At 76.2% G+C, this 12,886-nt stretch carries 13 protein-coding genes; 7 read left to right on the top strand and 6 right to left on the bottom strand.

Going from position 1 to position 12,886, the window contains the following annotated elements; translation table 11 throughout:
• Window positions 1-34: 34 nt before the first annotated feature.
• The 6 genes from GKC29_RS22360 to GKC29_RS22335 all read left to right on the top strand — a co-directional run bounded on the left by GKC29_RS22360 (window position 35) and on the right by GKC29_RS22335 (window position 5,463).
• A complete protein-coding gene (locus tag GKC29_RS22360) occupies window positions 35-316 on the top strand; it encodes an HPr family phosphocarrier protein (RefSeq protein ID WP_155332681.1) in 282 nt (93 codons plus the stop codon).
• The gene (ptsP, locus tag GKC29_RS22355; protein ID WP_155332680.1) at window positions 309-1,973 is read left to right on the top strand and encodes a phosphoenolpyruvate--protein phosphotransferase; all 1,665 of its coding nucleotides are present in this window, start codon (window positions 309-311) and stop codon (window positions 1,971-1,973) included. The genes GKC29_RS22360 and ptsP overlap by 8 nt, the downstream gene beginning before the upstream one ends.
• A gap of 223 nt (window positions 1,974-2,196) precedes the next feature.
• Complete coding sequence (locus GKC29_RS22350) at window positions 2,197-3,282, top strand: exo-alpha-sialidase (RefSeq protein WP_155332679.1); 1,086 nt, start codon at window positions 2,197-2,199, stop codon at window positions 3,280-3,282.
• Between the two features lie 4 nt (window positions 3,283-3,286).
• Window positions 3,287-3,559 (top strand): MoaD/ThiS family protein, encoded by a 273-nt coding sequence (locus tag GKC29_RS22345; RefSeq protein ID WP_230688773.1) that lies wholly within the window; start codon window positions 3,287-3,289, stop codon window positions 3,557-3,559.
• A 138-nt stretch (window positions 3,560-3,697) separates the two neighbouring features.
• Window positions 3,698-4,837, top strand: a complete 1,140-nt coding sequence (locus GKC29_RS22340; protein WP_155332677.1) for an LLM class flavin-dependent oxidoreductase — start codon at window positions 3,698-3,700, stop codon at window positions 4,835-4,837.
• Window positions 4,834-5,463 (top strand): FMN reductase, encoded by a 630-nt coding sequence (locus tag GKC29_RS22335; protein ID WP_155332676.1) that lies wholly within the window; start codon window positions 4,834-4,836, stop codon window positions 5,461-5,463. Before GKC29_RS22340 ends, GKC29_RS22335 begins: the two co-directional genes overlap by 4 nt.
• Before the next feature lie 40 nt (window positions 5,464-5,503).
• On the opposite strand, the gene GKC29_RS22330 is transcribed toward GKC29_RS22335, so the two are convergent.
• The 3 genes from GKC29_RS22330 to GKC29_RS22320 all read right to left on the bottom strand — a co-directional run bounded on the left by GKC29_RS22330 (window position 5,504) and on the right by GKC29_RS22320 (window position 10,109).
• A complete protein-coding gene (locus GKC29_RS22330) occupies window positions 5,504-6,346 on the bottom strand; it encodes a universal stress protein (protein WP_155332675.1) in 843 nt (280 codons plus the stop codon).
• Between the two features lie 255 nt (window positions 6,347-6,601).
• On the bottom strand, window positions 6,602-7,489 hold the full coding sequence (locus GKC29_RS22325) for a universal stress protein (RefSeq protein ID WP_155332674.1): 888 nt from the start codon (window positions 7,487-7,489) through the stop codon (window positions 6,602-6,604).
• Between the two features lie 22 nt (window positions 7,490-7,511).
• On the bottom strand, window positions 7,512-10,109 hold the full coding sequence (locus GKC29_RS22320; RefSeq protein WP_155332673.1) for a cation-transporting P-type ATPase: 2,598 nt from the start codon (window positions 10,107-10,109) through the stop codon (window positions 7,512-7,514).
• Window positions 10,110-10,320: 211 nt separating this feature from the next.
• Between GKC29_RS22320 and GKC29_RS22315 the strand changes: the two genes are divergently transcribed.
• Window positions 10,321-10,797 carry a Crp/Fnr family transcriptional regulator gene (locus tag GKC29_RS22315; RefSeq protein WP_155332672.1) on the top strand — a complete coding sequence of 159 codons (477 nt, stop codon included), beginning with the start codon at window positions 10,321-10,323 and terminating at the stop codon, window positions 10,795-10,797.
• 41 nt (window positions 10,798-10,838) lie between these two features.
• On the opposite strand, the gene GKC29_RS22310 is transcribed toward GKC29_RS22315, so the two are convergent.
• From GKC29_RS22310 to GKC29_RS22300, 3 genes are all read right to left on the bottom strand, one after another.
• On the bottom strand, window positions 10,839-11,069 hold the full coding sequence (locus GKC29_RS22310; RefSeq protein ID WP_155332671.1) for a hypothetical protein: 231 nt from the start codon (window positions 11,067-11,069) through the stop codon (window positions 10,839-10,841).
• 106 nt (window positions 11,070-11,175) lie between these two features.
• Entirely contained in the window at window positions 11,176-12,186 is a 1,011-nt protein-coding gene (adhP, locus tag GKC29_RS22305; RefSeq protein WP_155332670.1) for an alcohol dehydrogenase AdhP, read from the bottom strand.
• 246 nt (window positions 12,187-12,432) lie between these two features.
• A complete protein-coding gene (locus tag GKC29_RS22300; protein ID WP_155332669.1) occupies window positions 12,433-12,879 on the bottom strand; it encodes a hypothetical protein in 447 nt (148 codons plus the stop codon).
• Between the last annotated feature and the right edge of the window lie 7 nt (window positions 12,880-12,886).

The raw sequence follows: 12,886 nt of genomic DNA, 5'->3' as shown, positions 1-12,886 counted from the left end.
TCGGATCCGTGGATCCACCACCTGAGGAGTCGTCATGCCCGAACGTACCGTCGCCGTCGGGTCGACCAGCGGGCTGCACGCCCGCCCCGCCGCCCTCTTCGTCGAGGCCGCCACCGCCCAGCCCGTCGCGGTCAGCGTCCGGCTGCCGGGCGGCCGGCCGGTCCCCGCCCGCAGCATGCTCTCCGTCCTGTCCCTCGGGGCCACCCACGGCACCGAGGTGATCCTGTCGGCCGAGGGCGACGGGGCGGAGGCCGCACTGGAGGCCCTCGCCGACCTGCTGCGGCGCAACCTGGACGAGGAGCCGGCCGATGCCTGAGCGGCTGACCGGCATCGGGGTCAGTCCCGGCCTGGCCGCCGGTCCGCTGCTGCGGGTGGCTCCCGCGCCCCGGCTGCCGGAACCGGCCGCCGTCGCCGACGTCGAGGCGGAACTGACCCGCGCCGCCGCGGCCCTCTCCGCGGTCGGCACCGAACTGCGCCGCCGCGCGGACTCGGCGGGGCGGCGGGAGGCGGCCGCGATCCTCCGGGCCCAGGCGATGATCGCCGAGGACCCGCTCCTCCGCGACACGATCGCCGAGGCCGTCCGGGCCGGTCGGGACGCCCCGCACGCGATCGCCGACGCCTTCGCCGAACATCGTCGGGCGTTCCAGGCCGCCGGCGGTCACCTCGCCGAACGGGTCACCGACCTCGACGACATCCGGGACCGCGCCGTCGCCGCGAGCCTCGGGCGGCCGATGCCGGGCGTCCCGACCCCGGGATATCCGTACGTGCTGGCCGCGCGTGACCTCGCCCCGGCCGACACCGCCGACCTGGATCCCGAGCTGGTGCTCGCCCTGGTGACCGAGCTGGGCGGCCCGACCAGCCACACCGCGATCCTGGCCCGGTCCCTCGGTCTGCCCGCCGTGGTGTCCTGCGCCGGGACGCTGGCCGTTCCCGACGGAACGGTGGTCCGGGTGGACGGCGCTTCCGGCGAGGTGCTCACCGACGCCGACGAGGCCGTCGTCGCCGCCACCCGGGCGGCGGCGGCGCGGAGCCGGCGGGCCGGCCGGAGCCGGGGACCGGGCCGCACCGCGGACGGGCACGAGGTGAGGCTTTTGCTCAACGTCGGCTCCGCGGCCGAGCTGCGCGGGGAGGAGGCGGCCGGGGCGGAGGGGGTGGGCCTCTTCCGTACCGAGCTGCTGTTCCTGGGCCGGAACACGGCGCCCGGCATCGAGGAGCAGAGCCGGGCGTACGCGGAGGTCTTCGCGGCGGTGGACAGCCGCCCGGTGGTGATCCGGACGCTGGACGCGGGCGCCGACAAGCCGCTGCCCTTCCTCGACCAGGCCGGCGAGCCCAACCCGGCACTCGGCGTGCGGGGTCTGCGGATCGCCCGACGCCGGCCCGAGGTGCTCCGGACCCAGCTGCACGCGATCGAGTTGGCGGCCCGGCGGACCGGCGCCGAGGTCCGGGCGATGGCGCCGATGGTGGCGACCGCCGCGGAGGCCGGCGAGTTCGCCTCGATAGCGCGCGGCGCCGGCCTGGACACCGTGGGCGTGATGGTGGAGGTGCCGGCGGCGGCGCTGCGCGCCCGGCGGCTGCTCGACGAGATCGACTTCCTCAGCGTGGGCACCAACGACCTGAGCCAGTACGCCTTCGCCGCCGACCGGCAGTGCGGCGACCTCGCCGGCCTGCTCGATCCGTGGCAGCCGGCACTGCTGGAGCTGATCGCCGGCTGCGCGACCGCCGGCCGGACGGCCGGCAAGCCGGTCGGTGTCTGTGGGGAGGCGGCCGCCGATCCGCTGCTCGCGGTGGTGCTCACCGGTCTCGGCGTGAGCAGCTTGTCGATGTCCCCGCGGGCGCTGGCACCGGTGCGGGCGGCGCTGGCCGCGCACTCCCTCGCCGACTGCGAACGGCTGGCCGCGCTCGCGCTCGCCGCCGGCGACGCGGAGCAGGCGCGGGCCGCCGTCCGGCGCGCGGCCCGGCCGGCGCCGGACTGACCGGGCGGGTCACCCGCGTTCGTGCTGGCAGGTCGAGTGCGGAAGAACAGGACCAGCTCGGGCGCGTCGGCGGTTGGGGATCGTGCCAGGCGTCCCCGTCCCCGCGGTCCGCGACACCGCCGCACCGGACGGCGGCGCGGACCGTCCGGCCGGCCGTCGGGTTCTGTCGGTGGGTGTGGCCATAATCACGGGACGCGTATCGCCGAGGGGACGGAGACGGTCGATGGCCACACTGCTCGCGATCGGGACGGCCAAGGGCCTCTTCCTGGCCACCAGCACCGACGGCCGGCGCACCTGGGAGGTCACCGGGCCGCGTCACCCGATGACCGGGGTGTACGCGGTCGCGATCGACACCCGCCGCGCCTCACCGCGGCTGCTCGCCGGCACGACCAGCTCACACTTCGGTCCGACGGTCGCGACCAGCGACGATCTCGGCGCCACCTGGCGCGAGCCGGAGCACGCGCCGGTGGCCTTCCCGGCCGACACCGGGGTCAGCCTGGGCCGGGTCTGGCAGCTCACCCCGGCCGGCGCCGACCAGCCCGACGTGGTGTGGGCGGGCACCGAGCCGTCGGCGCTGTTCCGGTCCGACGACGGTGGGGTGACCTTCGAGCTGGTGCGGGGCCTGTGGGACCACCCGCACCGGGAGCAGTGGGGCGCCGGCTTCGGCGGCCAGGCGGTGCACACCGTGCTGCCGCATCCGGCTGACACCGACCGGGTCACCGTCGCCATGTCCACCGGCGGCGTCTACCACTCGACCGACGCCGGCACGAGCTGGTCGCCCGGCAACACGGGCATCCGGGCCTACTTCCTGCCCGACGAGTGGCCCGAGTTCGGTCAGTGCGTGCACAAGGTCACCCGGGACGCGGGCGATCCCGCCCGCCTCTACGCGCAGAACCACCACGGCGTCTACCGCTCGGACGACGACGGGCGCAGCTGGTCGTCGATCGCCGAGGGCCTGCCCAGTGACTTCGGCTTCCCGATCGTCACCCTGCCGGGCCGGCCCGGCAGCGTCTTCACCTTCCCACTCGCCGCCGACAGCGAGCGCTTCCCGGCCGGCCGCCGGTGTCGCGTCTGGCGGTCCGGCGACGCGGGCGCCACCTGGGAGCCGCTGAGCGCCGGCCTGCCGGAGGGCCCGTTCTTCCCCGCCGTGCTGCGGGACGCCATGTGCGCCGACGACGCCGAGTCCGGTGGCGTCTACTTCGGCACCCGCTCCGGCGAGGTCTACGCGAGCCGCGACGCCGGCGACTCGTGGTCCCTGGTGGCCGCGCACCTGCCCGACGTGCTCTGCGTCCGCGCGGCGGAGGTGTGACGTGGTGACGGTGCTGCTGCCCGGGCCGCTGCGCGGCGAGGCCGGCGGAGCGAGCCGGCTGACGGTCGCGACCTCGGGCACCCTGCGGGCCGTCCTGGACGAGGTGGCCGACGGCTGGCCCCGGCTGGGCCGGCGGATCCGTGACGAGCGCGGCGAGCTGCGCCGCTACGTCAACGTCTACGTCGACGGGGAGGACTGCCGGCACCTCGGCGGCCTGGACACGCCGGTGCGTGACGCCGCCGAGGTGCAGGTTCTCCCGTCGGTGGCGGGCGGCTGACGGCAGCGCCCCGACCGGTCGACGGCGTGATCCGGGCCACCCGGCCGGCCGATGCGACCGGAATAGTTGACTCGTCAAATATGTTGTGGGGGTCGTCCGGGGCCACCGCGGTCCCGGCGGTCACTCAGGGAGCGGGTCATGCACTTCGGAGTCTTCACGGTCGGTGACGTCACGGTCGATCCGACCACCGGTCGGGAGCCGACGGAGCGCGAGCGGATCAAGGCCATGGTCACGATCGCGCTGAAGGCCGAGGAGGTGGGCCTGGACGTCTTCGCCACCGGCGAGCACCACAACCCGCCGTTCGTGCCGTCGTCGCCGACCACCATGCTGGGCTTCATCGCCGCCCGGACGTCTCGGCTGCTGCTGTCCACCGCCACCACGCTGATCACCACCAACGACCCGGTGAAGATCGCCGAGGACTACGCGATGCTCCAGCACCTGGCCGACGGCCGGGTGGACCTGATGCTCGGGCGCGGCAACACCGGCCCGGTGTACCCGTGGTTCGGGCAGGACATCCGCAACGGCATCCCGCTGACCATCGAGAACTACGACCTGCTGCGCCGGCTGTGGCGCGAGGACGTGGTCGACTGGTCCGGGAAGTTCCGCACGCCGCTGCAGTCGTTCACCTCGACGCCCCGGCCGCTGGACGGCGTACCGCCGTTCGTCTGGCACGGCTCGATCCGCAGCCCGCAGATCGCCGAGCAGGCCGCGTACTACGGTGACGGCTTCTTCGCCAACCACATCTTCTGGCCGAAGGAGCACACGCAGCGGATGGTCGGCCTGTACCGGCAGCGCTTCGAGCACTACGGTCACGGCTCCGCCGACCAGGCCATCGTCGGGCTGGGTGGGCAGGTGTTCATGCGGCGCAACTCGCAGGACGCGGTCCGTGAGTTCCGCCCGTACTTCGACAACGCGCCGGTCTACGGGCACGGGCCGTCCCTGGAGGAGTTCACCGAGCAGACCCCGTTGACCGTCGGCAGCCCGCAGCAGGTCATCGACCGGACGCTGACCTTCCGGGAGTACGTCGGTGACTACCAGCGGCAACTGTTCCTCATCGACCACGCCGGGCTGCCGCTGAAGACTGTCCTGGAGCAGCTCGACATCCTCGGCGAGGAGGTCGTCCCGGTGCTCCGCAAGGAGTTCGAGTCGCTGCGGCCGGCGCACGTGCCCGAGGCGCCCGTCCACGCCGCGCTCGTGGCCGCCGCCGGCGGCGGCGCCGACAGCACCGTCCACGCCGTCGACGACGTGACGGGGCGTGCCCCCGAGGGGACGCGATGACACAGCGCACCCTCGCCGTCGTCTCGGCCGGCCTTCGCCAGCCGTCGTCGACCCGGCTGCTCGCCGACCAGCTCGCCGCCGCCACCCGCGACGAGCTGGTCCGGCGGGGCGACACCGTCGACGTACGCCCCGTCGAGCTGCGCGAGCACGCCCACGACATCGTCAACCACCTGCTCACCGGCTTCCCGTCGCCGGCGCTGCGGGAGGTGCTGGACACGGTGACCGGCGCCGATGGGCTGATCACCGTGACGCCCATCTTCAACGCGTCGTACAACGGGCTGTTCAAGTCGTTCTTCGACCTGGTCGACTCCGACGCCCTCGCCGACCGGCCGGTCCTGGCCGGCGCCACCGGCGGCACGGCGCGGCACTCGCTCGCCCTGGAGCACGCGCTGCGGCCGATGTTCGCGTACCTGCACGCGGTCGTCGTGCCCACGGCCGTCTTCGCGGCTCCCGAGGACTGGTCCGGTGGGACCGCCGACGGCGCCCTGCGGCGCCGCATCGAGCGGGCCGCCGCCGAACTGGCCGACCAGATGCACCGGCGGGTGCCGTCCACCGGCCCCGCCGACCCGTTCGCGCTCACCGGGGACTTCGAGGACCTCCTCGGCGGCCTGCGGCGCGGCGCCTGAGCCCCGTCCCGGCCCGGCTGTCCCGTCGGGCCGGGACGGCTCAGCGGGCCTGGCCGTAGGGGTGCGCCACCAGCACCGGGCAGTGTGCGTGCTGCACCAGGGACTGGCTGACCGAACCGAGCAGCATCCCGGCGAAGCCACCCCGTCCGCGGGTCCCCACGACCACCAGCGCGGCGCCGCTGCTCGCCTCGATCAGCGCCGGTTCGGGCTTGTCGGCCAGCAGCAGCCGAACGGTGACGGTCAGGCCCGGGTGGCTGCCACGAGCGGCCGCCGCCGCCGTCTCGACCAGGTCCCCGGTCTGCGCCGGGCCTTCCTCGTCGGGGCGGTCCACGTGCGCGACCACCAGCTCGGCCCCCCGCCGGGCGGCCTCCTCGGCCGCGTACCCGACGGCCAGTTCGGCTGCCTCCGACCCGTCCACGCCGACCAGCACCGGACCGTCGACCGTGATCGGCTCCTCGGCGGGACGGACCACCAGCACCGGGCAGTGGGCGTGGGCGGCGACCTGCGTACCGACCGAGCCGAGCAGCAGTCCGGCGAAACCGCCGTGGCCCCGGCTGCCCACCACGACCAGCTCCGCCCGGCGCGACTCCTCCACCAGCGTCGCGCCCGGCCCACCCGCGACCTGGCGGACCGCCACCTCCAGGCCCGGCCACCGGCCCGCGAGGTCGGCCGCCGTCTGCTCCAGCATCTTCCCGGCCTCCTCGTTGGGAGCGGGAACGCCCAGCTCGTATGGGTTGAGCGGGATGCCGTAGCCGAGCGGATGCAGGTAGCCGTGCACCAGGTGCAGCGGACACGACCGCAGCAGGGCGGCGCGGGCGGCGTGCTCCGCCGCCACGAGGCTCGACGGCGATCCGTCCACTCCCACCACGACGGGTCGGTTCATTGCGGCCCTCCCGGACTCGATCAGGTCATTGTCGGCGCGCGGCCCCCGACCGGTAGGTGTTTCCCGGCGGGTCCTCGTCCCTTTCCCGGCAGGTGATCGTCCCGAACCCGGTCCCGGAACGACCGCCGCGCCGGAACGACCGCCGCGCCGGAACGACCGCCGCGCCGGAACGACCGCCGCGCCGGAACGACCGCCGCGCCGGAACGACCGCCGCGCCGGCCGCGAGGCGGCCGGCGCGGCGGCACCGAGCGGTCGTCAGGAGCTGCGGGGGTGCCGCACGACGACCAGCGGGCAGTGCGCGTGGTGCAGCACGGCGTGGCTGACCGAGCCGAGCAGCAGGCCGCCGAGGGCGCCGTGCCCGTGCGCGCCGACCACCACCAACTGGGCCCCCTTCGACTCGTCCACGAGGACCCGGCCGGGAGAGCCGCGCACCAGGCGGTGCCGCACCGGAACCTGCGGGTACCGCTCGGCGAACCCGGCGAGCGACTCGGCGAGGAGCCGCTCCTCCTCCGCGCCGAACGCGTCGAGGTCGTAGACGAGGGGCAGGATGTCACCGGGGCCGACCGGGGTCGGGTAGAGCCAGGCGTGCACCGCGACCAGCGGGGCGTCCCGGCGGGCCGCCTCCTCGAACGCGAAGCCGATCGCCTCGGTGGACAGCTCGGAGCCGTCGACGCCCACCACGACCGGGCCGTCGGCGCGCGGCTCACCGCGTACCACCAGCACCGGGCACTGGGCGCGGGCGGACACCTGCACGGTGACCGATCCGAGCAGCAGGCCGGCGAAGCCGCCGAGGCCCCGGTGGCCGAGCACCACCAGTGCGGCCTCCCGCGCCTCGTCCAGCAGCACCGGAGTCGGCGCGCCGTCGACGACCACGCCCGCGACGCGCAGCTCCGGGAAGACCTTGCGGGCCTCGTCGACGGCCTCGGCGACGTACCGCTCCGCCTGGTTACGCAGTCCGGCGGTGACCGGAGCGCCGGGAACCGGGGTCAGCGGGGCGCCGGTCAGCGGCCAGATGAAGGCGTGCACGACCCGCAGCGGACGCTGCCGGTACTCCGCCTCCCGGGCCGCGACGCGGACCGCGTCCAGCGCGGCGGCGGAGCCGTCCACACCCACCACGACGGGGGCACCGGTGTTGATCGTCATGACGTTCTCCTTCCCTTCACCCTCAGCCTGCCGCGCCCACGGCGCGGCCGTCAGAGGCGGTCGTCCCGAGGCCCGGGTCCTTGGTCCCGTCCCGGCGGGTCAGGCGTAGGACCAGCCCGGGCAGGACGCTCACGGCGGCGCAGGCCAGCAGCTCCACGGCGTCCAGCGGTGCGGTCCCGAGCAGCTCCCGCAGCGGCGGCAGCAGCACCCCGGCGACCTGGAGCGACGCCGAGACCGCCACGGCGAGCGGCAGCGCCCGGTTGCCGCGCCTCGCACCGGCCGGGCGGGGTGCGCGGACCGCGAGCGCCACACCGAGCTGTGCCAGGCCGAGGACCACGAACACCACCGACTGCCACGGCCGCTCGGCCCACGCGGCGGCCACCCCGGCGCCGAGCACGACGGTCCCGATCAGCGCGCCGGTGAGCAGCACGTCGCGCCCGAGGCCGGCGCCGAGCACCGACTCCGAGGGTGAGCGGGGCGCCCGCCGCAACGTGCCCGGCTCGGCCGGCTCCGCGCCCAGCGCCACCCCGGGTACGCCGTGGGTGAGCAGGTTGACCCAGAGGATCTGCGCCGGCAGCAGCGGTACGGCCAGCCCGAACAGCGGCCCGAGCAGCATCACCGCGATCTCGGCGACGCCGCCGGAGAGGGCGTACCGCAGGAACCGGCGGATGTTGTCGTAGATCCGGCGGCCCTCGCCGATGGCGGCGGCCACCGTGGACAGGTCGTCGTCGACGAGCACCAGATCGGCGGCCTGCCGGGCCACTTCGGTGCCGCCGCCCATCGCCACGCCGATGTCGGCGCGGCGCAGCGCCGGGGCGTCGTTCACGCCGTCCCCGGTCATCGCCACCACGTGCCCGCGGGCCTGCAGCCCGGCGATGATGTCCAGCTTCTGGTCGGGCTGTGTCCGCGCGTACACCCGGGTGTCGGGGTGCGCGTCGGCCAGGCCGCCGTCGTCGCCGCGGGCGAGCGGGTCGCCGTCCCGCCAGAGCCCGAGCTGGCCGCCGATCGCGGCGGCGGTGGCCGGGTGGTCGCCGGTGACGAGGAGGAGGCGCACCCCGGCGGCGCCGAAGTCGCCGGCGATGTCGGCCGCCCCGGCGCGCAGCGGGTCGCCGACCGCGACCAGCCCGGCCGGGAGCAGCCCGGTCGGCCGGGCCGGGTCGGCCGGCGGCGCGTCGACGATGGCGGAGGCGACCGCGAGCACCCGCAGCCCCTCGGCGGCGAGCCGGTGTGCGGCGGCGGTCAGGTCGGCGATGTCCGCGTCGGTGGCGTCGACGAGCGGCCGGGCGAGCACGTTCTCCGGCGCGCCCTTGCAGACCACCAGGTGCCGGCCGTCGCACGAGCGGTGCACCGTGGTCATCCGCCGCAGATCCTGGTCGAACGGAGCCTCGGCGACCCGTGGCCAGGCGGCCCTGGTGCGCTCCGGGTCGAGGCCGCAGCGGGCGGCGAACGCCACCAGCGCGGCTTCGAGCGGGTCACCGACCGCCGCCCACTCCGGCCGCTCGTCGGTGGGCGGGGCCAGGGTGGCGTCGTTGCACAGCAGTCCCGCCCGCGCCAGCCGGCGCAGCTCGTCCGGCACCGGCACCGGCTCGCCCCGGCGGTGCACGGCACCGTGCGGCGCGTACCCCGTCCCGGTGATCCCGTAGCCGGCGCCGTCGGCGGTGACGGCGTGCTGCACGGCCATCCGTCCCTCGGTGAGGGTGCCGGTCTTGTCGGACGCGATGACGGTGACCGAGCCGAGCGTCTCCACCGCGTGCAGCCGGCGGGGGATCGCCCGGGCGCCGGCCATCCGGCGGGCGCCGAGCGCGAGAGCGAGCGTCACCACGGCGGGCAACGACTCCGGCACCGCCGCCACCACCAGGCTCACCGCGGTGACCGCCATGTCGACCACGGGCCGGCCGCCCAGGACGCCGACGATGAAGACCAGCCCGGACAGGACCACGGCGGCCAGGCCCAGGACCCGGCCGAGGGCGGCCAGCCGCCGCTGTAGCGGGGTGGCGGCCGGCCGGGTCGCGGTGACCAGGGCGGTGATCCGGCCCAGGGCGCTGGCGGCGCCGGTGCGCACCACCGTCCCGGTGGCGCGGCCGGTGGTGACCACCGTTCCCGCGCTCGCCTCCGCACCCGTCACCCGGCTGACCGGCACCGACTCGCCGGTGAGCGCCGACTCGTCCACGCCGAGCCGGGCGGCGTCGGTGAGCAGCAGGTCGGCGGGGACCACGTCCCCGGCCTCGACCCGGACCAGGTCGCCGACGACCACCTCGGCGGCGGGCAGGACCAGGTCCCGGCCGTCCCGGACCACCCGGGCGGTCGGCGCCGCGAGCTGGTCCAGGGCGGCGATGGCGCGGTCGGCGCGGACCTCCTGGATCACGCCGATCGCGGTGTTGACCAGCACGACCAGCAGGATCACGGCGGTGTCCGGGTAGTCGCGCAGCACCGTCGTGACCACGGCGGCCGCCAGCAGCAGCGCGACGAGAGGGTCGGTGAGCTGGCGCAGCACCCGGGTGGCGAGGTGCCGGCGGTGCGGCGCGGCCGCCGCGTTCGGGCCGTCCGCCCGCAGCCGCGCGGCGGCCTCCGCCGAGGTCAGGCCGCCCGTCGACGGCGGCGCCGTGGCGAGTTCCGTCATCGTGCGTACGCCCCCGGCCACCGCGGCCCTCCGAGTCTTGCCGTGGCGCGCCCCGCCGGCGCACCGTCCCACGTCCAGCGTGGGACGCGTCCGGACGGCCGGGCAGGGGCGATCTCCCGCACGATCCGGGACCAACGGCCCTGCCGCGCCGGTTCCCGACGGGGTGACATGGACGTGGCGGATCCGTACCCGGGTCGGGAGGGCGGCGACCATGACCACACTCGACGTGCTCCGCGCACACCCGTTCGTCGCCGAGCTGCCCGAGGCGTCGCTGTCGCGGCTCGCCGCGTACGCGCGCCCGGTGGTGTGGCACCCCGGCCAGCGGCTGTTCCAGCCGGGACGTCCGGCGGAGCGTTTCTGGCTGGTACGGGGCGGTGAGGTGGTGCTGGACGTCACGGTGCCCGGCCGCGGTGCCGTCGTGATCGAGTCGATCGGTCCGGGCGGCGTGCTGGGCTGGTCCTGGCTCTTCCCGCCGTACCGCTGGCAGTTCGGCGCGGTGGCCGTCCAGCGCAGTACGGCGGTGGAGTTCACCGCCGCGGCCGTCCGCCGGCTCATCGAGACCGACGACGCCCTGGGCAAGGAGCTGACCACGCGCTTCATGGCCATCGTGGTGGACCGCCTCCAGGCGGCCCGGGGGCGGCTGCTCGACGTGTACGGCTACCCGACCGCGCTCCCGCCGACGGGCTGACCGGCGCGGCGGCGGCGCCCCCAACGGTCTCCGTCGGCCCGCTACCCGTCGCGCGAGCGCACCACCACCTCGTCGACCTCCAGCCGGCCGATGCGCAGCTCCCGGATCACCGCCCGCCGGATCGCGAGCCGCCCGACCGCCAGCGCGCCCACCGCGACCGCGCCCACGGCCAGGGCACCCACCGCGAGGGCCCCGAGAGACGCCGCCCCGGCCGCGCCGGCGCCGCCGGCAGCCGCCCCGAGCGCACGCGTGGGTCGTACGTTCATCGCCATGCCGCCATTGTCGCGGCGCCGCGGCCCGCGGGTGCCGCAACCGCCCGGTGGGCAGCCCGCGGCCCGGCCGCCGGTGTGCAGGGGCGGCCGGGCCGGACAGCGGGGTTCAGGGCTGGATCACCAGGCGGGCGGCGACCCGGCCGGCGAGCACGTCCTCGATCGCCTCGTTGATCTCGTCGAGCTTGCGGGTCTCCAGGACGACCCGGGTACGGCCGGCGGCGTGCAGCCGGAACACCTCGGCGAGGTCGGCGCGGGTGCCGACGATCGAGCCGAGCACCCGGATGCCCTTCAGGACGGTCTCGAACACCGGCAGGGTGATCGAGTTGTCCTTCGGCAGCGACACCAGCACGAGCCGGCCGCCTCGGCGCAGGCAGCGGTGTGCCTGCTCGATCACGGTCGGGCTGGCGGCCAGCACGACGGCCACATCCACGCCGCCGAGGGCGGTGATCGCCTCGACCGGGTCGACCGCGGCCGCGTTCACCGTGTGCGTCGCGCCGAGGTCGGTGGCCAGGGCCAGCTTCTCGGCGGTCACGTCCACGGCGACCGTCTCGCCGCCGTGCAGCTGCGCGTACTGCTGCGCGAGGTGTCCGAGCCCGCCGATGCCGAAGATCGCCACCCGGTCGCCGGGTCGCACGTCGGCGACCTTCACCGCCTTGTACGTGGTGACCCCGGCGCAGGTCAGCGGCGCGGCCTCGACCGGGTTCACGCCGTCGGGCACGCGCACCGCGTACCGGGCGGACGCGACGGCGTACTCGGCGTGCGCGCCGTCGACGGAGTAGCCGGTGTTGCGCTGGGACTCGCACAGCGTCTCCCAGCCGCTGACGCAGTAGTCGCAGGTGCCGCAGGCCCAGCCGAGCCAGGGCAGGGCGACCCGGTCGCCCACGGCGTGTTCGGTGACGCCGGGGCCGACCCGCTCGACGATGCCGACGCCCTCGTGCCCCGGAACGAACGGCGGGTTCGGCTTGACCGGCCAGTCACCCCGGGCGGCGTGGATGTCGGTGTGGCAGAGCCCGCTCGCCTCGATCCGGACCAGCACCTGGCCGGGGCCGGGTTCCGGGACCGGCACGTCGAGGATCTCCAGTGGACGGTCGAACGCGGTGACGACGGTGGCACGCATCGGGACCTCCCTTCATCGCTTCCTCTCGGTTCCTGTCACCAGCCTCGTCCTCCCGGCCCGAACCGGGGAGAGGCGCAGGACCGGCCGGACCGGGACCTCCGGCCCCCGTCGACGAGACGGGGCCGCCCCGGCGGGGCGCGGACGGCAGGGGGACGACGTCCGCGCCCCGACCGGGGACGGCGGGCCGCGCGGGACACGCGGCCGTGGCGGGCGCCGGGCCGGGGGACGGCGGCGCCCGCGGGTCGGTCAGCGCTGGACGACCAGGCGGCGGGCCCGCAGCAGGCGTGCCCACCAGGGACGCGGCGTCCGTGCCGGCGGCAGCGGCAGACCCTTGAGGCTGACCCAGCCGCCCGGTCCCATGGTCACCGTGCCGATCGCCGGCGGCCGGCGCCGGGCGGCCACCGCCGCACCGGCCGCGAGCAGGCCGAGCGCGACGACACCGGCCGTCGCGGCGAGCAGCCGGTCCGGGTCGAGCACCGGCCGGTAGCGCACCCGGCCGTCGGAGAGGACGAACGCCCCGACCGGCCGGCCGTCGCGGTTGACCGGCACCAGCGCCGCCGCCGGCTCGCCCGGCAGGTCCAGCACCGGACCGACGGGTACGCCGGCCGCCGGGCGCTCCGCCGCAGCGGCTGCCGGCCGGGGGACCGGCGGGGTGGACGGCGCGGGTCCGGTGGGGTTGAGGATCGCGGTCATGGCAGCC

This window comes from Micromonospora sp. WMMC415 (genome assembly GCF_009707425.1).
Taxonomy (GTDB): Bacteria; Actinomycetota; Actinomycetes; order Mycobacteriales; family Micromonosporaceae; genus Micromonospora.
This window is presented reverse-complemented; position numbering and strand designations above follow the sequence as displayed.